This is a genomic window from Chitinophagaceae bacterium (assembly GCA_016717285.1).
GTDB lineage: Bacteria > Bacteroidota > Bacteroidia > Chitinophagales > UBA10324 > JACCZZ01.
Map to the genome: position 1 here is coordinate 531,949 of JADKFU010000005.1, position 19,864 is coordinate 551,812.

The 19,864-nt window shown below is 40.7% G+C and carries 14 protein-coding genes and 2 tRNA genes; 10 read left to right on the top strand and 6 right to left on the bottom strand.

What is annotated here, in order from left to right; genetic code table 11:
* Positions 1 to 93: 93 nt before the first annotated feature.
* On the bottom strand, positions 94 to 2,358 hold the full coding sequence (locus IPO83_12080) for a bifunctional (p)ppGpp synthetase/guanosine-3',5'-bis(diphosphate) 3'-pyrophosphohydrolase (GenBank protein ID MBK9732004.1): 2,265 nt from the start codon (positions 2,356 to 2,358) through the stop codon (positions 94 to 96).
* 199 nt (positions 2,359 to 2,557) lie between these two features.
* Here IPO83_12080 and IPO83_12085 point away from each other — a divergent pair, with 199 nt between their 5' ends.
* The 6 genes from IPO83_12085 to IPO83_12110 all read left to right on the top strand — a co-directional run bounded on the left by IPO83_12085 (position 2,558) and on the right by IPO83_12110 (position 7,777).
* On the top strand, positions 2,558 to 3,226 hold the full coding sequence (locus IPO83_12085) for a response regulator transcription factor (protein MBK9732005.1): 669 nt from the start codon (positions 2,558 to 2,560) through the stop codon (positions 3,224 to 3,226).
* Positions 3,227 to 3,624: 398 nt separating this feature from the next.
* Positions 3,625 to 3,706, top strand: a tRNA-Leu gene (locus IPO83_12090).
* A gap of 225 nt (positions 3,707 to 3,931) precedes the next feature.
* Positions 3,932 to 5,278, top strand: coding sequence for a hypothetical protein (locus tag IPO83_12095; GenBank protein MBK9732006.1), 1,347 nt, complete (start codon positions 3,932 to 3,934; stop codon positions 5,276 to 5,278).
* A gap of 19 nt (positions 5,279 to 5,297) precedes the next feature.
* Positions 5,298 to 5,990 carry an ATP-dependent Clp endopeptidase proteolytic subunit ClpP gene (gene clpP / locus IPO83_12100; GenBank protein MBK9732007.1) on the top strand — a complete coding sequence of 231 codons (693 nt, stop codon included), beginning with the start codon at positions 5,298 to 5,300 and terminating at the stop codon, positions 5,988 to 5,990.
* Positions 5,991 to 6,080: 90 nt separating this feature from the next.
* Positions 6,081 to 7,313, top strand: coding sequence for an ATP-dependent Clp protease ATP-binding subunit ClpX (gene clpX, locus IPO83_12105; GenBank protein ID MBK9732008.1), 1,233 nt, complete (start codon positions 6,081 to 6,083; stop codon positions 7,311 to 7,313).
* Between the two features lie 59 nt (positions 7,314 to 7,372).
* The gene (locus IPO83_12110) at positions 7,373 to 7,777 is read left to right on the top strand and encodes a cupin domain-containing protein (protein MBK9732009.1); all 405 of its coding nucleotides are present in this window, start codon (positions 7,373 to 7,375) and stop codon (positions 7,775 to 7,777) included.
* 32 nt (positions 7,778 to 7,809) lie between these two features.
* On the opposite strand, the gene IPO83_12115 is transcribed toward IPO83_12110, so the two are convergent.
* Positions 7,810 to 8,436, bottom strand: coding sequence for a class I SAM-dependent methyltransferase (locus IPO83_12115; GenBank protein MBK9732010.1), 627 nt, complete (start codon positions 8,434 to 8,436; stop codon positions 7,810 to 7,812).
* 127 nt (positions 8,437 to 8,563) lie between these two features.
* A complete protein-coding gene (locus tag IPO83_12120) occupies positions 8,564 to 9,445 on the bottom strand; it encodes a hypothetical protein (GenBank protein ID MBK9732011.1) in 882 nt (293 codons plus the stop codon).
* Positions 9,446 to 9,729: 284 nt separating this feature from the next.
* Between IPO83_12120 and IPO83_12125 the strand changes: the two genes are divergently transcribed.
* Positions 9,730 to 10,455, top strand: coding sequence for an outer membrane beta-barrel protein (locus tag IPO83_12125; protein MBK9732012.1), 726 nt, complete (start codon positions 9,730 to 9,732; stop codon positions 10,453 to 10,455).
* Between the two features lie 213 nt (positions 10,456 to 10,668).
* Positions 10,669 to 12,237 carry a T9SS type A sorting domain-containing protein gene (locus tag IPO83_12130; GenBank protein MBK9732013.1) on the top strand — a complete coding sequence of 523 codons (1,569 nt, stop codon included), beginning with the start codon at positions 10,669 to 10,671 and terminating at the stop codon, positions 12,235 to 12,237.
* 1,404 nt (positions 12,238 to 13,641) lie between these two features.
* On the opposite strand, the gene IPO83_12135 is transcribed toward IPO83_12130, so the two are convergent.
* Positions 13,642 to 13,713: transfer RNA gene (locus tag IPO83_12135), tRNA-Arg, on the bottom strand.
* Positions 13,714 to 13,918: 205 nt separating this feature from the next.
* Here IPO83_12135 and IPO83_12140 point away from each other — a divergent pair.
* On the top strand, positions 13,919 to 14,815 hold the full coding sequence (locus IPO83_12140) for a YitT family protein (GenBank protein ID MBK9732014.1): 897 nt from the start codon (positions 13,919 to 13,921) through the stop codon (positions 14,813 to 14,815).
* Between the two features lie 183 nt (positions 14,816 to 14,998).
* Positions 14,999 to 17,050, top strand: coding sequence for a thioredoxin domain-containing protein (locus IPO83_12145; protein ID MBK9732015.1), 2,052 nt, complete (start codon positions 14,999 to 15,001; stop codon positions 17,048 to 17,050).
* 140 nt (positions 17,051 to 17,190) lie between these two features.
* Here the strand turns inward: IPO83_12145 and IPO83_12150 are convergent, their stop codons facing one another.
* Complete coding sequence (locus IPO83_12150) at positions 17,191 to 18,492, bottom strand: radical SAM protein (protein ID MBK9732016.1); 1,302 nt, start codon at positions 18,490 to 18,492, stop codon at positions 17,191 to 17,193.
* Between the two features lie 118 nt (positions 18,493 to 18,610).
* Positions 18,611 to 19,762 (bottom strand): agmatinase family protein, encoded by a 1,152-nt coding sequence (locus tag IPO83_12155; GenBank protein MBK9732017.1) that lies wholly within the window; start codon positions 19,760 to 19,762, stop codon positions 18,611 to 18,613.
* Positions 19,763 to 19,864: the final 102 nt, after the last annotated feature.

Below are 19,864 nucleotides of genomic sequence, written 5' to 3' on the forward strand. Positions count from 1 at the left end.
CCCAATTAAGCTAAGATGATGAGCAGTGAGAACTGAATAAGAAATAAAGCACTTCAAAACCGAATCATACCGGCTACTGAAACGATTAGCATGTTAAGCGGTATCCTGATCTTCTTCATAGCGAGCTACAGATAATATACCATCCAGTTGACGCAACTTATCCATCAGCTCAGTAAGATGAAAGGTGTCTTTCACAAATACTTTTATAATGCCTTCGAAGATGCCGTCTTTCGTATCGATGGTAATCGATTGCATATTAACTTTCAGATCACCTGATATTACATTGGTTATTTTTTGCATAACGCCTACGTCATCAATGCCGGTCAGTTTTAATCCGGTGAGAAAAGCAATCTGGTGCTGTTTGGTCCATTTGGTCCGTACAATATCATAACCGTATTTGGAAATGGCATTTATAGCTCTGGGGCAATTGGTTCGGTGGATTTCGATTTCTTTGTTTTTGTTTACGTACCCAAAAACATCATCACCCGGAATGGGTTTGCAGCAGCCCGCCAGGTTATAGTCTACCGTTTCCGCGCCATCGCCAAACACGAAAAGGCTTGAGTTGGAAACCAGCTTGTTCTTAATGGCCAGTTCCACGTTCTCATCAGTTGTTTTTGATTCATCTTTCAATTCAATATTATCGCCGACCCTGACGAAATTATCCATATCACTTATTTTGAAATTGCCGACACTGATACTGTAAAACAAATCGTTGACTGCAGGAATCTTGTAGAAATCGAGCACCTTATTGAGGTTGTGCGTGTTGAAAGCCACTTTCTTTTCCCTGAAAATATTTTCTAAAGCTTTCTTGCCGATTTCAACAATCCGTTTTCTTTCTGCTTTCAGCACATTTTTAATTCCTGATTTAGCTTTGGCGGTAACTACATATTGCAGCCAGTCCTCAGCAGGCTTCTGTTTTTTTGAAGACAGAATTTCAACCTGGTCACCATTTGCCAAACGGTAACTGATCGGAACAATCTTATGATTTACCTTTGCGCCAATACAACGTTGGCCGATATCTGAGTGAATTTCAAAAGCGAAGTCAAGAACTGAAGACCGCGCAGGTAAAATTTTAAGGTCACCCTTTGGTGTAAACACGTAAATTTCTTCAGCAAACAAACTCAGCTTAAAGTCATCGATAAAGTCAAGGGTATTGGTGTCCGGATTTTCAAGCAGTTCGCGAATTTTCTTCAGCCATTCATCAATAGAAGTATCCGAGCTTTGCTTCTCCTTGTATTTATAATGCGCTGCATAACCTTTTTCTGCAATTTCATTCATGCGTTGGGTGCGGATCTGTACTTCCACCCAGTTTCCTTCAGGCCCCATCACGGTAGTGTGTAAAGCTTCATAGCCGTTTGCTTTTGGATTGGAGATCCAATCACGCAACCTGTCAGGATTGGGTCGGTAACAATCGGTTACCATGGAATACACGCGCCAGCAATCAGTTTTCTCATTCTCCTGTTCTGTCTTTATAATGATGCGGATGGCGAACTTGTCATATACTTCTTCAAAGGGAATGCTTTGTTCACGCATTTTGCGCCAGATGGAATACACCGTTTTAAGCCGGCCATAAATCTCGAAATTAAAATGCTGGCCCGTCATCTCTTCTTTGAGTGGCTTGATGAATTCAGCAATCAACCTGTTCCGTTCCTTTTTTGATTCAATGATCTTATCCGCAATCTGTTTGTAGATTTTAGGCTCGCTGTATTTCATGGCGAGGTCTTCCAACTCCGATTTTATTTCAAACAATCCAAGGCGGTGCGCCAGCGGCACGTAGAGATAAATAGTCTCCGAAGCTATTTTGATTTGTTTGTTGCGCGGCATAGATTCCATCGTGCGCATATTGTGAAGGCGGTCGGCGAGTTTGATCAGAATCACACGCACATCCTTCGAAAGGGTAACCATGATTTTGCGGATATTCTCTGCCTGGATATACCCGTGCACATCAAAAATCACGGAGATTTTTGTGAGGCCTTCAATAATTTCGGCAATGGCTTTACCAAACTCGCGCTCAATATCTTCAATCGTTACTTCCGTATCTTCCACCGTATCATGCAAAAGCGCACAAATAACACCGGTTGCTCCCAATCCTATTTCATTCGCTACAATCTGAGCGACTGCCAGCGGATGCAGAATGTAGGGTTCGCCTGATTTTCTACGGATATCTTTATGTGCATCGTAGGAAATCTCGAAGGCAAGCCGGATCATCTTGCGATCACCTTTCTGCAATTGTGGCTTTAATGCCTGAAGCAGTCTCCTGTATTGATGGAGAATTTCTTTTTTTTCATGTTCCTGAATGGAGATGGCTGGTGCATTGGTCGCCTTTGCTGTTATTGTCCTTGTTTTATCAATTTGCATGAATCATGGCCTCCGTCGGATCGATCTTTTTATATCAGGTAGTAAATTTAATAAACAGCGGAAGATAATCATTCGTGGTTTTTTGTTTTCAAATCTGAAAATGTATTGGTGGGCACAGCGACCTCCCTCAAATTGCCATAAACCAACAATGTTGATGAAAATATAACTTCATGTCGAAACTCTTAATTAAATTGCAGCTATGAAAAATAAAATCAAGGTAGTAATTGCTGATGATCACCAGATTTTTATAGAGGGTATAAAGTCGCTTGTCAAGGATTCTGAAAAGCTGATTATGGTTGGGGAAGCCCGTGACGGCGAGACACTGATGCAGGTATTAAAAACAAAAAGACCTGATGTGGTACTGATGGATGTGAGCATGCCAAACATGAATGGTATTGAGGCTACCAGGAAGATCCGCATTCTTTTTCCGGAAATGAAGATACTCGGGCTCACAATGTCTGATGATGCAGATTCTGTTTCTGAAATGATGCGGGCAGGTGCACTGGGCTATTTGCTGAAAACTACCGGAAAGCCGGAACTGATCAGCGCTATCACGCATGTTTATCATGGGGAAAAATACCTGAGCAGCGAGATGTCGATGAAGCTGATTGAGAAGATGTTTGATGATAATGAAAAAGTGAAGGATGAAGGAAGCCGGACACCCAGAAAAGCGGAGATCACCAAACGGGAACTTGATATTGTACGACTGATTGCACAGGAACTCACCAATGTTGAAATTGCCAAGAAGCTGAATAATAGTCCGATGACAATTATTACACACCGCAAAAACCTGCTCCGCAAACTCGGAGTCAAGAATACTGCCGGCCTCGTAAAATATGCTGTTATGAACGGCTTGCTTGAATCGTAATATCAATCATAGTTTTTAGTAGGATGCTTTTCAAAACCCTGGCTGAAGTCAGGGTTTTTTTTTGGGGTTTTTATTTTTAAAAAAAAAGAATAAAAATTTGGTAATGTAAAAAAGTTACCTACTTTTGATTAATCATTTAATTCATTTTAAAGAATTGCCGCTCAAGCAATCTCCCTCTACCGGATAGTTTTTGGTGTTTTACTTTCCGGTTTAGTTCTGATACAATCTCCCCCCGGAGCGCTTGAGCGGCTTTTTTCATCTCCCCTTACTTTTTAATCAGATTGACTTTGCCATCCGCGGTTCTGATGTCTATGTTGGAAGCTTACTGTGTTTTCAATGGGCAAATGGTTAACTTTGCAACTTTCTTTCAAGAAAAGGTTAGTAGAATTGATGGAATTGCGGATATGGCGTAATTGGTAGCCGCGCCAGACTTAGGATCTGGTGCCGAAAGGCGTGGGGGTTCGAGTCCCTTTATCCGCACTGCAAATAATTTTTTTACTAAATCAGTTTTGAAGTGATGAATGGCAAAAAGGTGTGATAGATAGCTGCGTCCCGGCTAAAGTCAGGATGCCGGAAGTCTTGGGGAGTCGAATCTGGTTTTTATCTGAACATAACACATAAAATTATTTCTACACCGGAACGTCAGGTCTTGTATCATGCATGTTCCGGAAAATTTTTAAACCATAAACCAAACAATACGATAAAGTGAACATCACGCAGGAGCAAATGAACGATAACCACCTTAAACTGGTGGTAAATGTTAATCCGGAAGATTATGCAACCAAACTTGAAGGAGAAATAAAGTCGCTCAGCAAAAAAATGAGCATCAACGGATTCCGTCCTGGAAAAGTACCGGTTGGGATGGCAAAAAAGTTGTACGGAAATTCAGTGCTTGCCGAACAACTGGACAAGTTGCTGAATGATTCTGTACTGAACTACATCAAGGAAAATGACCTTAAGGTGCTTGGCCAACCGATCCCATTTGAAGTGCACCAGCAGCAACTGGATGTAAACAGTTTGCAAGCTTATGATTTCGGATTTGAGTTGGGATTGATTCCTCCTTTTGAATTACCCGCATTGGATGGCCGCACCATGGATAAGAAAGTATTGCTGATCAGCGAAGAGATGATTACGGAAGAAATGGAACGTGTAAGATCAATGCAGGGTGAAAGAAGTTATCCTGAAGCAGTTGGTGAAGAAGATATCCTGTATGGTGAATGGAAAGAACTGGATGAGAATGGTGAGATTAGGGAAAACGGAATTTCAGCCACTTCTTCCTTTTCTATGAAACTGGTGAAGGACGAAGTAACCCGCCAAATCCTGTTAAACCTTAAGAAAAAAGAAAGCAGCGACATCGCGATAAAAAATGCATTTGGTAATAATATGGAGCTGATCATCCATAACATTTTGAAGACCAATCATCATGCAGCCGAAAACATGAATGAACGGTTCCGTTTTACACTGATCAATATTAATCATGTGGAAAAAGCCAATGTTGACCAGTCTTTTTTTGACAAAGTTTATGGAGAAGATGTAGTTCATTCAGAAGTAGAATGGAGGGATCGTATCAAATCTGACCTCACCAGTGAATATGAGAAGTATTCCACTTCAAAATTTGATCGGGACATTCAGGATACACTGATTACAGAAACCAACATGGATTTGCCGGTAGATTTTTTGAAAAAGCTGATTAACTCCAACCAACAGGCCGATGCTGCAGACCTTGATGATCAGCAGATGGTGCAGGCGCTGCAACAGGTAAAGTGGGATTTGATTCACGATAAGCTCGTTCGTGATAACAGTATTTCTATCACACGCGAAGAATTGGTTGACCGCGCAAAAAAGGACATTGCGAATTATTATGGTGGCAGTGCTGCATTTGAAAATGATCCGGGCGCACTGGACCGGCTTGGAGATTCACTACTGAACGATGAAAAATATGTAGCAAGAATGCGTGACCAGGTTTTGAACGATAAAATATTCGATTTGTTAAAGGCCAAAATTATTCCTGTTGAAAAGCCTGTGAATGAGCATGAATTTTTTAACCACTAAAATCTAAACCCAACGAAATATGTATCAAAATGATTTCATGAAGTACGCTGTACAACACAAGGGATTGAGTTCTATGCACCTTGAAGGATACATGCGAAAATCAGTAACCAACTTAACACCGTACATTATCGAAGAACGCCCAATGAACGTGGCTTCAATGGACGTGTTTTCGCGTTTGATGATGGACCGTATCATTTTTATGGGTGAGGCCATTAACGACTATGTAGCCAATGTAATCCAGGCGCAACTTTTATTTCTGGATTCTGTTGATGCAAAACGCGACATACAGATTTATATTAACAGTCCGGGTGGTTCAGTATATGCAGGTCTTGGAATTTATGATACAATGCAATACATCAATCCGAATGTTGCAACCATTTGCACGGGAATGGCAGCTTCTATGGCCGCTGTACTTTTATGTGCAGGAGGAAAGGGAAGCCGTACAGGTTTGAAACATTGTCGTGTAATGATTCACCAACCAATGGGTGGTGCCGAAGGACAAGCCAGCGATATTGAAATTATGGCAAAAGAAATCATGAAGACGAAACGTGAGTTGTATGAGATCATCGCATTGCACACTGGTCAGTCAGTTGAAAAAGTGGAAAAGGATTCCGACCGTGACTATTGGATGAAAGCCGAAGAAGCAAAGGAATATGGAATGATTGATGAGGTGTTGATCAGGACGAAGGATAAGAAGGAGGGGAAGAAGTAAGTCGTTGGCCATTAGTCATCAGACTTTAGTGATGCAACTTAATAGAAGATTTATTTCTCTAAATAACTTGAGTAATTGAAAGAAACCAATATGAAGAAACCGGCCGAAAAATGTTCGTTTTGCGGTAAGCGCAAAGAAGATACACTCATCCTTATTTCCGGACAGGATGCTTATATCTGCGAAAGTTGTGTGGAACAGGCACTCACAATTATTGAAGAAGAATTGGGTGAACGCAAGCAGTCCGCTGCACATACTTCAGCGCCGGAATACAAAACACCGGAGGAGATCAAAGGATTTCTCGATCAGTATATCATCGGACAGGATGACGCGAAAAAGGTGCTCGCCGTTGCCGTGTACAATCACTATAAAAGATTAAATCATGTTGGAAAGGATGAGGTAGAGATTGAAAAGTCAAATATCATGATGGTGGGTGATACCGGTACGGGGAAAACATTGTTGGCCCGTACCATTGCACGTTTTTTAAATGTGCCTTTTGCCATTGTGGATGCTACAGTTTTTACGGAAGCAGGTTATGTTGGCGAAGATGTAGAAAGTATTCTTACCCGTTTGCTTCAAGTTTGTGATTACAACATACAGGCCGCTGAGAAAGGAATTATTTACATTGATGAGATTGATAAGATTGCACGAAAGAATGATAATCCATCTATCACACGTGATGTTTCCGGTGAAGGAGTACAGCAAGGATTGCTGAAGTTGCTGGAAGGAACGGATGTGCTGGTTCCTCCACAGGGTGGAAGAAAACATCCGGAACAAAAGATGGTAAAAATGAACACCACGCACATCTTGTTTATCTGCGGTGGTGCATTTGAAGGCATTGATAAAATTATTGCCAAACGTAACAAAACACACGCGATTGGTTATAAGCTGGATAAAGAACGTGACAAGCTGGATCGTGGTAATTTGATTCAGTATGTAACGCCTCAGGATGTAAAAGGCTTTGGATTGATTCCTGAATTGGTTGGCCGTGTTCCGATTGTTACTTACCTGGAACCGCTGGATAAAGAATCATTACTGCGTATTCTCACCGAACCCAAAAATGCTTTGGTGAAACAATATAAAAAGTTGTTTGAGCTGGAAGGTGTTCAATTGACTTTTGATAATGATGCACTTGAATTTATTGTAGAGAAAGCTATCGAATACAAGCTTGGTGCGCGTGGATTGCGCTCAATCTGTGAAGCTATAATGACGGATGTTATGTTTACAATTCCTTCGAAAAAGGATATCAAAGAATTTACTGTCACGCTTGAATTGGCGCAGGAAAAGATTGACAAATCTAAGTTGCGACACCTAAAGGTTGCGTGAGAATTTGTCATTTGGTCATGAGTCATTAAGTCATTGGTTTGTTGCGGATAATCAGTTGCATGATGAAGTTGCTTTTCATCACTTTTATTTTTTGCTCTTTTATCGCTGCGGCGCAAACGCAGACCAATATTGGTTCGCTTATTCCTAAGGAAGCTTATGAAAACATATCATCGCAACTATTAAATTCAGACTCGAATGTTACAAGTATTGTGATCTGGATAAAGAAAGAAGTAAAACCCCATGTGCATACTATTCATTCTGAACAGGTATATGTTTTGGAAGGAACCGGTAAAATGTTGTTGGGTGAAAAGACGATGGAAGTGAAGCCCGGTGATTTAATCTTCATTCCGAAGCAAACTATTCATGCATTGAAAGTCACTTCAGCAACTCCGATGAAAGTGCTTTCCATTCAGGCACCTGAATTTGATGGAAAGGATCGTGTGTTTGTTGAAAGAGAATGGTAATACTCCGGCACACTTCAGGAAACTCAGCAGTATCATGATGTTTTTTTATATACCCTCGATTGCATAAATCCATCCATAAAATTTTTTCTTCCCAGTTCTTTTAATTTTAATTCCTTGAATATGAAATCGTATTCAGGTAACTGTACGGCATCAATTCCTGCAGTGAATCGAAAGAACCGGTACATCAACCACAACAACAAGCGGTGATACCAGTTTTCTGGCGGGAAAAAATCTGCAAATAAAAAGCAGCCATCATTTTTTAACGACTGTGTTATTTTAGTCGCAAATTCCAACGCATCCTGCTGTGGCATGCAATCCATCACGAAAAATACGATCACAGCATCGTATTTTTTTTCTGTCATAATCTGCAAATGCGTTCCGTGAATAAAATGTACGCGCTCTTGAAATTGTCCGTGCACTTTATTTTGGGCCAGCTTCAGCATTTTTGCGGAAGCTTCCATATAATCGATAGTCAGTGCAGGATATATTTTCAGCAAATAATTTAAGATCGTTCCCGTGCCTTCACCAATCAATAAAATGTTTCCGTTTGAAGGCAGGTGGTTCAGAAACTGTTTTTTCGCAGTAGTCAGTTTTGTACCGAACACCAGGGAAGCCACGGTATCATAATAGGGAGCAATATGATCGAATGATGCTGGCAAAGAGTACAATCTATAGCTAAGGTAAAAGAGAATGCGCCTGGCAGGATACATGATACAGCACCCGGAAGAAGAATCAACCTTATTTCAGCATTAAAAAATTGATTTGCAGTAAACATGATTGCTCATGCTACATGGGACTAACTACCACTTTTTCAAGAAGTGCTTCCACATCTTTTCGATATAACAACCCCAGCTCTTCGCGGATACAGTTAGCGCTTCCGCAAGCCGCAGCAAATCTCGCTGTCGATTTCAGGTCGTAGTCACGCAAATGCGCAACCGCTAAGCCGGCGGTCAGGCAATCGCCGCTGCCTACTGCGCTAAAAATCTTTTCAAGGGAGCAGCTTGCACGCAAGCTTTCTTTGTTCGTTGCAAGCTGCAACCCTGCTGCTCCGGCTGTAAGTGCAACCTGTTGAACGAAATGAAGAAAGTAATCGGCAGGCTTATTTTCAAAATGTTTAGGCAACACCGCATTCAATTCCGATTGGTTAATGTGAATGCCGAACGGCCGGTGCAACAGTGCCTTTAACAATAAATCTCCACTGCAGTCAATCCAAACAGGTATTCTGTATTTTTTAGTGAGTTCAATCAAGGGACCATACGCATCAGCAGGCGCACCTTGCGGCCAGGAGCCACTCATCACTACCGCACCGCTTTCAGGTAATAAGGCTTCAAATTCTTTGCATAAAATGTGGTACTGATTTTCAGTAATGTGAGGACCTTGCGCTACCAGCTCTGTATCATTCCATACTCCTTCTGACCGTAAGGTGGTATTGATGCGATTCCAGCCATTCACCTCAGGGCCTGAACAGGCAACATTAAGCTCCACGCATTTTTCTTTCAGCCATTTCCCGGTAGGGCCACCCCAACATCCAAGCACCACCGCTTGTTCTCCCAGTTCAGTAGCAGCAATAGCCACATGAATGCCTTTGCCACCCGGATAATGTTGTTCATCGAAGGTCCTGTTTAAAACAGCAGGATTCAATTCATTAACCGTTAAATAAGTATCCACTGAGGGATTTGGACAGATGCAGATTATTTTTTTTGAAAGCAAGAGTGGTTGATGGTATAAATTGAGTGGTGGATACGTGCAATGTAGAATTGTTTTATTAATTGCAAAAGTACGAACCGTAGCAAATACTCAGCAGTCCGGTTTTGAATATCGATAATTTGCTAAGAAGTTCAATTGTGCACCAGCCACTTTTGTTTTTAATTCATATACTTGAAAGTTCCCACGTTCGTTTACAAGACCTTTATTTCATCTTTCAAATAACTGAACTTTTAAAATCTATCTGTATGAACCGTATAGCAATCTGGTTTTTCCTATCATTGATGGTATTCCAAATTAACAGATCAGCAACAGCACAATCTTTCGAAAGCGTACAATGTAAAAGCAAATTTTCCATAGGTTTTGAAGCTGGACTCTTTGCAAATAATGCGGTGCTGAAGGATAATAACAGTTTGCCGGAAGATGTAACACAAAGTATAACCGGTGTCTGGAATTTTTCAGGTAACATCATTACTGCATATTACATTGATGATCGTTTTAAGATTAAATTTTCTCCTGGTATTGAAAACAAACAACTCGAATACCGACTCGATGGATTGCATTTCTACCAGGACTTTAACGGAACAGGTTTTAATGATTCACATGTTATTTACACCGAAGAAGCTATAGCTATAAGTTTGCCGCTGGAAGCAGAATATAAATTTACAACCGGAAAATTTTCACCATTCCTCTCCGCCGGATGTGCAACAGATTTTCTTATGAATAAAAAATACCACGCTACAATTTATTACAGCAATGGAACCGAGGAAATAGTATCTGAAGCCGAATTATTCAGGAATGTTGATTTTGCATTAGTGGCGCAGGGAGGGTTTTATTTTCAAGCTACCGATAATATCAATTTGCATGCAAATGCATTCGTAAAGTATTTTCTTTTGCATCAGGAAATAGATATGAAGCAGTATCATGCAGGGTTACGTATTGGAATAAGCTATATCATAAAAAAATGTGTTTAAATGGTCCATCCGTTCCAATTTATGAAGAGAATTCACCCAAACTCGTAAGCATATCATTAAGTTAACGGAGGTATGAATCCGTCCTCCGATGTCTTCGTGATTTTTTAGGTGTTATCAGTCAAGAATTATTTATCTTAAAAATTCCGCTTAAAAATGCACTCCCTGTGATAAGACAGATTCATGTTTTTTGCTTTATTTAATTACTTTTGCTGTGTGAAAGAAAAATTTACATTCCTCCTCAGTATTGTTTCTTTTCCCTGTTTACTATTTTCACAAACACCTGTTTGGAGTACTGACATTGCTCCCATTATTTATGGTAATTGCACCTCTTGCCATCACGAAGGAGCCATTGCTCCATTTTCCCTGATGACGTATGATGCCGCTGTTACCTATGGATTTTCCATTCAGACTAATGTGAATGCGCATAAAATGCCACCCTGGCCACCTGATCCGGATTACAGTCATTTCAGAGATGAAAAAGTTTTGACGGAAGCGGAACTCACTGCAATCAATAATTGGGTGGATGGTGGAATGCCTGCGGGTGACTTGAATCAGGCACCTGAGCCGCCTGTTTATAATGGATTTTCTTCGATGCAACAAATTGATGATACGGTACATATGCCGGTTTATGAGGTGACTGAGGAAGTTGACGATTTCCGTACGTTCGTTGTGCATTCCGGGTATGCTGAAACAAAATTTGTAAATCAGATTGAAATCATTCCGGGCGACTTTTCCATGGTGCATCACCTGCTGATGTTCCAGGACTCTACGAATATTTCTTTTACACAGGATTCGCTCTCTCCGGGTCCTGGTTATCCAAGTGATGGAGCCGGTGTATCCAGTCAGGCAGCAGAATTAATAGGAGGATGGATTCCGGGAAGTGATCTGCTGACGCTGCCTCCGAATATGGGATTCAGAATGCCGGCAGGAACAGACTATGTATTAGCTTTTCATTATGCGCCAAACAGCCTTGGGAAAACAGACAGCACAAAAGTTAACCTCAGGTTTATTGATTCAACTAATGTGAGAACAGTTACTGTTCCCCGTTATTTATACTGGCATCTGCCTTCACTAATTGATGGGCCCTTGTATATACCTGCCAACCAGGTAAAAGCATTTCATGAGCAGTCGCAAGTGTTTACAACAGATTTATCATTGCTGGCTTTGCAACCGCATTGTCATCTGATAGGTAAGTCGTGGAAGATATTTATGGTGACTGCTCCGGGTGACACCACGAATCTGATTTACATACCTAATTGGAATTTCAACTGGCAGATGTGTTATTTCTTTAATAAAATAATTAAGATACCTGCAGGTGCACAGATCTTTGGAGAAGCTGTTTTTGACAATACGATCAATAATCCGAATAACCCTTTTAACCCTCCTCAGAATATCTCTGCCGGCGAAGCAACCACCGCTGAAATGATGTCTGCACGTTTTTGGGTAATTGATTACCAGCCCGGTGATGAAGATATTATTTTGGATAGCAGTTTTTATACCTCTGACTCAGAATCAATATCCGTCGGTTTGCTTCCATTGAAAGTAATTCCCAACCCTGTGGAAGGACAGTTGCATTTTTTGACTACCCTTCCGGAACATGAAATTGATTGGACCATCACTAATCAGATTGGACTGATAGTAAAGTCAAAACACCTGAGTCATATTCCAAAAGGAGCATATACTGAAGAAGCGGATGTTTCAGGACTCTCGCCGGGAATCTATATTTTGACGGTTGCTTCAGGCAATGAAACAGCATCAACAAAAATTATTATCACAGAGTAATTCTGAACTTTTTAATTAATACCCGTGGATCTCTTTGGGTGAGTAATTTCATTTCCATTTTATGGTGAAGTGGCATGCTGCTAAACTACTTTATAAACCTTCCTGATCCGTTGTTAGTCCGGATTTGTAATCATAGGTGTTCTAAACCTTTGAAACCCTTTACTGGCATGGATTACAATGATCCTTTCAACGAATAAAATTGAAGGTTAAATTAAACATGAATTGTTCTTTAAATGTTTTTCACTCTGCAAAATAATCAGCGTCATAATCAGAACGGAACACTTACTTCAAAATAAGTTCCTGTGAAAAGAGCTACGATGTATATTGGATAAGGCTTTTATGATGTTTCAAACACTTGTGATTACAAATTATAAGTGTTCGAAACATTGTGTGACGAGAGTAGTAAAAAATGTCTTGCTGAGCGGAGTCGAAGCATGGTATTTTTTCTGAAGAACTGACCACGAAAGCAATGTCTCACTTCGACTGAGTTTATACTGAGCGTAGTCGAAGTGCTGCTAATGACACATAGTTTAATCATTTGATTTTCTGGATGTGAAAAAAGAGGGAGTTTGAAAGAAATCGATTTGCAAAATAGTTTGCACTCGTGATGAGGCGACGATTGGACGATGGTTGATTCTTGATGAAGGGTTGATAGAGCGTTTCTCGCCACGGGGCTGTCATGCCGAATTTATTTCGGCATCCCATCCAATTTGAACTTCGTATCCAAAGGCCTGGATTGTTTTTTTTGAGTTGCAGTTTTTAGATGCATAGTGACATCGTTTCTACTTATTGGAGATCCCGAAATAAATTCGGGATGACGCTTTGATTGGACGATGCTTTGATTGGACGATGCATTGCTAATGACATTTGGTTTGATCAATTAATTTTGAAGATGTGTTAAAAGTGTCATTCTCAAAGAACTCGATATAAAATAGTTTGCGCTCAGTGTGACATTGCTTTTGTTCCCCTCTCATGGCCGTCGTCCGTGTAAATTTCAAACTTGAATTTCTTTGAATTATTCAGCGAAGCTGAAAGCTAGTAAGGTTTCGATCACCTGTGATTACAAATCATAGGTGTTCGAAACCTTTGAAAGCCCTTACTGGCATGGATTACAATGATCCTTTCAGCGAATAAAATTGAAGGTTAAATTAAACATGAATTGTTCTTTAAATGTTTTTCACTCTGCAAAAAAATCAGCGTCATAATCAGAACGGAACACTTACTTCAAAATAAGTTCCTGTGAAAAGAGCTACGATATATATTGGATAAGGCTTTTATGATGTTTCAAACACTTGTGATTACAAATCCGGATTAACGAGATGGTTCCTTAGTTGACAATGTTTACCCTATAAATCAAAATGCCTCGTAAATCATTGATTTACCAGACATTAAAGACTAATTGTGTGATCCCGGCAGGAATCGAACCTGCATTTAAAGTTTAGGAAACTTCCGTTCTATCCATTGAACTACGGGACCGAAAATCAGGCATTGGTATATTGGTCATTAGTCATTTAGTCATTGCATTCACCATTCACCATTCACCATTCACCATTCACCATTCACCATTCACCATTCACCATTCACTAAAACAAGGCTGCAAAAATAATTTTATTCCACGATTTGCCACGTTATGCATATTCTTGCAATATTCCCTGTTAGTTAAATCGTAAATGAATATTGCATGAAAAATTCAGAAACCCGAAACCTGCTACTGAACAGAATCATACTCTGGCAAACTATTGGTCAAACCGCATTTATAGCAATTGGAGTCTTGTCTGCTGCATTGGGCTTAAAGGGCTTTCTATTGCCTTCCGGCTTTTTGGATGGTGGTGTTACCGGTATCTCTTTGCTTATTAACCGTTTATCAGGGATGCAGTTACCATTGTTAATTTTCATTATTAATATCCCCTTCATTTTGCTTGGCTATCAGCAGGTATCACTTTTTTTTGCTTTAAAAACCATGGTCGCTATTGCCGGACTTTCATTGGTGTTGGCCTTTATCTCTTTTCCTGAAGTTACTACTGATCCATTGCTGGTCGCCGTGTTTGGAGGATTCTTTTTGGGTGCAGGAATCGGAATGTGTATCCGTGGAGGTGCTGTGATTGACGGAACGGAAGTGCTCGCGATCTACATCAGTAAAAAGTCAACACTTTCAGTAGGTGATGTGATTATGATATTCAACATTATCATTTTCAGCACTTCAGCATTGCTGATTGATATTGAAACCGCGATGTATGCCATGCTTACTTATTTAGCTGCGGGAAGAACGGTAGACTTTATCATTACCGGTATCGAAGAATATACCGGTATCACCATTATTTCGGAGCATAGCAATTCAATAAGAGAGGTGATTATTCAGAAACTCGGACGTGGCGTAACCATTTACAATGGTAAAAGAGGTTTTGGGAGTCATGAACACAATGATCTTCATCTTGATATTATTTTCACCGTGATCACCCGACTTGAAGTGCAGAAGCTTAAAAATGAAGTGGAGAAAATTGACAGGCATGCATTCATCATTCAACAGGCTATCAGCGATACACGTGGCGGAATGGTGAAGAAAAGACCATTGCATTAGAGAAGAGTGGTTAAACGCTTTATTACTGCCGTTTACTTTTTCTTATTCACCTTTGCATAAAGAAGTGCATGATTGATCAGCAAGATGAAAACAAATCTATTTTGCCTGTTGTATTTAAGTTTCATAATCACAGCCTGTCAACAGCGTACAAACCTTTCAAACCAGTCAGACCTTTCAAACAACATGCAGCCAGATCACGATTCAAACTTCGCATACACCAATCACCTCATTCATGAAACAAGTCCATACCTGCTGCAGCATGCACACAATCCGGTGAATTGGTATCCATGGAGCGAAGAAGCTTTGCAAAAGGCGAAAGCGGAAAATAAATTAATGATCATCAGCATTGGTTATTCAGCATGCCACTGGTGCCATGTGATGGAGCATGAATCATTTGAAGACACAGCTACCGCGCGCATCATGAATGAAAATTTCATATGCATTAAAGTGGATCGTGAAGAACGGCCTGACATTGACCAGGTATATATGAATGCTGTTCAACTGATGACGGGAAGCGGCGGCTGGCCGCTCAACTGTTTTGTATTGCCCGATGGTCGACCGATTTACGGCGGCACTTATTTTCAGAAAAAGCAATGGCAAAATGTATTGCTTAACCTGGCGGATCTTTACAAAACCAATCCTGATAAGGCAAATGAATATGCTGAAAAGCTGACGGAAGGAATTCAGCAAAGTGATTTGGTGAAATTAAATCCTGGCGCTGTTGAATTTAAATTCAGCACGCTTGATGAAACTATTACTAGCTGGAAAAATTATTTTGACAGCATGGAAGGAGGTCCTTCACATGCTCCCAAATTTCCACTTCCCAACAACTATCGTTTCCTGTTGCGATATGCAGTTGCAACCGGAGATGAAGAAATTAAAAGGCAGGTTGATCTCACATTGATGAAGATGGCCTATGGCGGCATTTATGATCAAATAGGTGGCGGCTTTGCAAGGTATTCGGTTGATTCATTGTGGAAAGTGCCGCACTTCGAAAAAATGTTGTACGACAATGCGCAACTGGTTTCACTTTATTGCGAAGCTTACCAGGAAAATAAAAATCCATTGTATAAAGCTGTTGTGCATGAAACACTGGAATGGATCAGCCGGGAAATGACAAACGATGAAGGTGCTTTCTATTCAGCGCTGGATGCGGATTCAGAAGGAGTGGAAGGAAAATATTATGTGTGGTCGAAAGAGGAATTGGAAACTATTTTGAAAAATGATTTTACACTGTTTGCTGATTATTTTAATGTGAATGAAATTGGTGTATGGGAGGAAGATCAATATATATTGCTTCGTAAGAAAACCGACACTGAAATTGCAAAGGCAAATAACCTGAGCGTAGAAACGCTTCAGCATAAAATGGAAGTGATGAAGCAAAAAGTGCTGGCTGTACGTGAGCAACGGATTCATCCCGGACTGGATGATAAAACGCTCACTTCCTGGAATGCGATGATGATACGTGGTTATGTAGATGCATATGTCACTTTTGATGAACCAAAATTTTTAGAAGCTGCTTTAAAAAATGCACAATTCATTTTCAGTAAACAAGTTCGTACGGACGGTGGATTGAACCACAGTTATAAAAACGGTACTTCTTCTATCAATGGTTTTCTGGAAGATTATGGTTTTGTGATTGACGCTTGTATTGTACTCTACCAGGCAACCTTCAACCGGCAATGGCTGGATCGTGCAAAGCAATTAACTGATTATGCCATCACGCATTTTCATGATCAGGAAAGTGCCACCGGACTATTTTATTTTACTTCTGACCTGGATGTTTCTCTGATTGCGCGAAAAATGGAATTGCAGGACAATGTGATTCCGGCATCCAATTCTGTGATGGCTAATAAGCTTTTCCTGATAGGACATTATTTTGATGATGAAAAATACTTGCAGATTGCTGAACAGATGATGCATACCATGCAACGCAACGTAGTGAAATGGGGAAGCAGTTATTCAAACTGGTGCATGTTGTTGATGAATTATGCCGCGCCTTTTTATGAAGTGGCTGTTATAGGGAAAGATGCAAATAATCGGAGAGCTGAGTTCGGGAATTATTATTTACCGGATAAAATGCTGACTGGAGATTTGAATGAAAGCACATTGCCATTGCTTGAAAATAAATATGTGGAAGGTGAAACGATGATTTATGTCTGTGAAAATAAAACGTGTCTGTTGCCGGTGAAAAAAGTGCAAGACGCAGTGAGGCAGATGAGAAAGGTGCGATAAAGTCACCCCGTGGCCCCGGGGTGACTTTTCCTTACTTCAATAATTTTCGGATTGAATTGCATATGCAGTCATCCGATAACTCCATCACTTTAAGGCGTCCCATTGAGGGGACAAAAGAAAAAGGAATTAATAGATGCATTTCACAATGAAAGCACTTTCATCCGTTCTTTAATAACTTCCATCGGTGGATTGAAATATCCAAAGGTGATATGCGGAAATTCTTCTTTGATGAGGTCCATCACTTTTTTCACACCTATAATTTCGCCGGTATCCGTTACACCGATTCGTTCCAAATACCAATCCGGATCGATGTTGAAATTGCGCCATTGAATCATGTTAAGGTCAGTGTCCCGAATGAATCTGCGGAGCGCTTCAAATTCTTCTCTTTCATCTGTCATTCCAGGAAACACAAAATAGTTGATGGATGCCCAGCCATTGAATTTGCGCACTACTTTAATGGATTCAGCCAATGCTTCGAATGAGTAGTTATTCGGAAGATAATACGCTTCATAAATATTTTTCCGCACACTGTTGGTGCTCACACGTATGCTGTTAAGTCCTGCTTTGCAAAGTTTCTCCACCGCTTCCGGCATGCTGCCATTGGTATTGATGTTAATACTTCCACGCTGTGTCTTTTTCCTGATGGCACGAATAGCATCACGGATGGTTTCCCACATCAATAAAGGTTCGCCTTCGCAACCTTGTCCGAAACTTACAATCGGTCGCGGCGCATTTTCCAAATGATCAATCGTGTACTGTGAAATTTCAAGCGCAGTCGGTTTGAATGTCAACCGTTCCTGTGTGCTTTGAATACTTTCCAGTTCCGGCTGAAAGGAAATGCAACCGATGCAATTGGCATTACAGGCAGGTGAAGTCGGTATGGGAGCTTCATACCTGTTGAGGAAAAAATTTCTTGCAGCAGGACAGTAATAAGTCAATGCGCAATTGTAACCAATGTGCTGCAACAACCTGTTCTCCGGAAATTTTTCGATCAGTGCTTTTACACCTGACTCTACCTGGCTATGATCAAAACCTTTTGGTTCCTGGCGGATATCTGCATCAATCCGTACTGCAGGCACATAATATTTTCCATCGAGCCAGCCGACAGCAGTATATGCAAACAGTGGAAGCGTAGGGGAATCTTTTTTTTCTTTCACATAGCTGGAAAGATAAAGTTGCGTATGCGCAGGTGCCATCTGTGCTGCAACTGCTACACCCTTATCGCAAAGTGTGAGTGCGCCGGTTTTTTTATCAAATCCAATTGGCCTCCGACCTGGCAATTCAAAAAGATCACTTCCCTCAGGTAATTCAATAAAATCATCAGCTGTTAAAGCGACAGCATCAAAACCGGAACGGCCCGACATCAGCAGGTTGGGATCATCACTGATGATTCCACTGCCATCGGAATAGACAAGGTTCGGGACGCGTTTTGGTTTTGACATGTTTAAAAGGTAGCGGTAAAGTTAATCGCTTCGGTTATAACAAAGTTGATCGACCATTTCATAGAAGTTGCTAAGTGCATCGTTCAATGTTATGGTTCATGATTTTGTAGAAATATTTTTAATCTCCAAAATCTTCTTGCTGTGCGTTATCTTCCTTTAATGGTTTTTGCTTAATCACCAATTCATCATTCGTTGGAAGTTCGTTTTGCGCATTATCTGCAAACACCCGTTGACTCAGTCCCATCAGGTTACAAAGCTTGTAAAGCATCCGTGCGCCAACATTTGCATCCCATTCCGTTTCGCCCGGCACCACTTCATTCAAATCAAATCCAATAATTTTTCTACCGGAACGGACTACTTTATGAATAAGGTAAACTGCCTGTTCGAATTCCAAACCTCCTGCAACAGGTGTTCCTGTATTTGGACACAGTTTTGGATCCAGTCCGTCAATATCAAAACTCACATAAACCAATTGCGGAAGGTGATTTACAATATTGTCACAGATCATTTTCCATGAATCACCATCATACATCGCTCTTTTCAAATCAGCATCAAAAAAAGTTTTTATACGACCATTGGAGCCCTTTATTACCTCTATTTCTTCCTGGCAAAAATCACGAATACCGACCTGTACCAGCTTTTTTACTTCCTGAATCTTTAATGCATTGTACATGATTGACGCATGAGAATACGTAAAGCCTTCGTAGGCATTTCTCAAATCACAGTGGGCATCAATCTGCAGCATGCCAAATTCAGGATATACTTCCGCGAGTGCCAGTATAAATCCCAATGGCGTGCTGTGGTCACCACCGAGCAATCCGGGCATCTTTCCTTTGTGAAGAATGTCGCGCATCTCTTCCTGCACCCAGTCTTTTAAACCCGCGCCACCAACGTTGATCTCTTCCAGCATTTTGAGCAGCGATTTATCCGGAGCAGTATCCGCATCATCTTCCAAGAAAGACAAATAATTCTCCGCCTTCGCACGCAATTCTTTACCCCATTTTGCAATCTTCTTATTTACCTTTTTCAGGTAAATACCATATTTCCAGGCATCCTGCACATCCGCATCATATAGATCAACCTGTCGCGATGCTTCAAGAATTGCAATCGGTGCTTTCGCTGTTCCCGCTCTATAGGAAACTGTAACTTCCCAGGGCACGGGTAAAATAACAATATCAGATTCTGATTCAGAAAACGGCAACCCAAATAATTGATCACCTTCCGCCATGCTGCTCGGGTCAAATGCAGCGATTTTTTCTTCTTTATTCATTTTTGCAAGGATATTTACAAGGGTTCAAAGATAATATAAGTGAGGTGAGTACAGGAGAACTGTTTACAAGGATTAAAGCGGTACCAAAATGCTGACAAGAAG

Bases quoted from the DNA above. Each gene is read 5' to 3' on its own strand.
- IPO83_12145 (MBK9732015.1), top strand. From the start codon at position 14,999: ATGCAGCCAGATCACGATTCAAACTTCGCATACACCAATCACCTCATT.
- clpP (MBK9732007.1), top strand. From the start codon at position 5,298: ATGTATCAAAATGATTTCATGAAGTACGCTGTACAACACAAGGGATTG.
- IPO83_12150 (MBK9732016.1), bottom strand. From the start codon at position 18,492: ATGTCAAAACCAAAACGCGTCCCGAACCTTGTCTATTCCGATGGCAGT.
- IPO83_12125 (MBK9732012.1), top strand. From the start codon at position 9,730: ATGAACCGTATAGCAATCTGGTTTTTCCTATCATTGATGGTATTCCAA.
- IPO83_12085 (MBK9732005.1), top strand. From the start codon at position 2,558: ATGAAAAATAAAATCAAGGTAGTAATTGCTGATGATCACCAGATTTTT.
- IPO83_12080 (MBK9732004.1), bottom strand. From the start codon at position 2,358: ATGCAAATTGATAAAACAAGGACAATAACAGCAAAGGCGACCAATGCA.
- clpX (MBK9732008.1), top strand. From the start codon at position 6,081: ATGAAGAAACCGGCCGAAAAATGTTCGTTTTGCGGTAAGCGCAAAGAA.
- IPO83_12110 (MBK9732009.1), top strand. From the start codon at position 7,373: ATGATGAAGTTGCTTTTCATCACTTTTATTTTTTGCTCTTTTATCGCT.
- IPO83_12140 (MBK9732014.1), top strand. From the start codon at position 13,919: ATGAAAAATTCAGAAACCCGAAACCTGCTACTGAACAGAATCATACTC.
- IPO83_12155 (MBK9732017.1), bottom strand. From the start codon at position 19,762: ATGAATAAAGAAGAAAAAATCGCTGCATTTGACCCGAGCAGCATGGCG.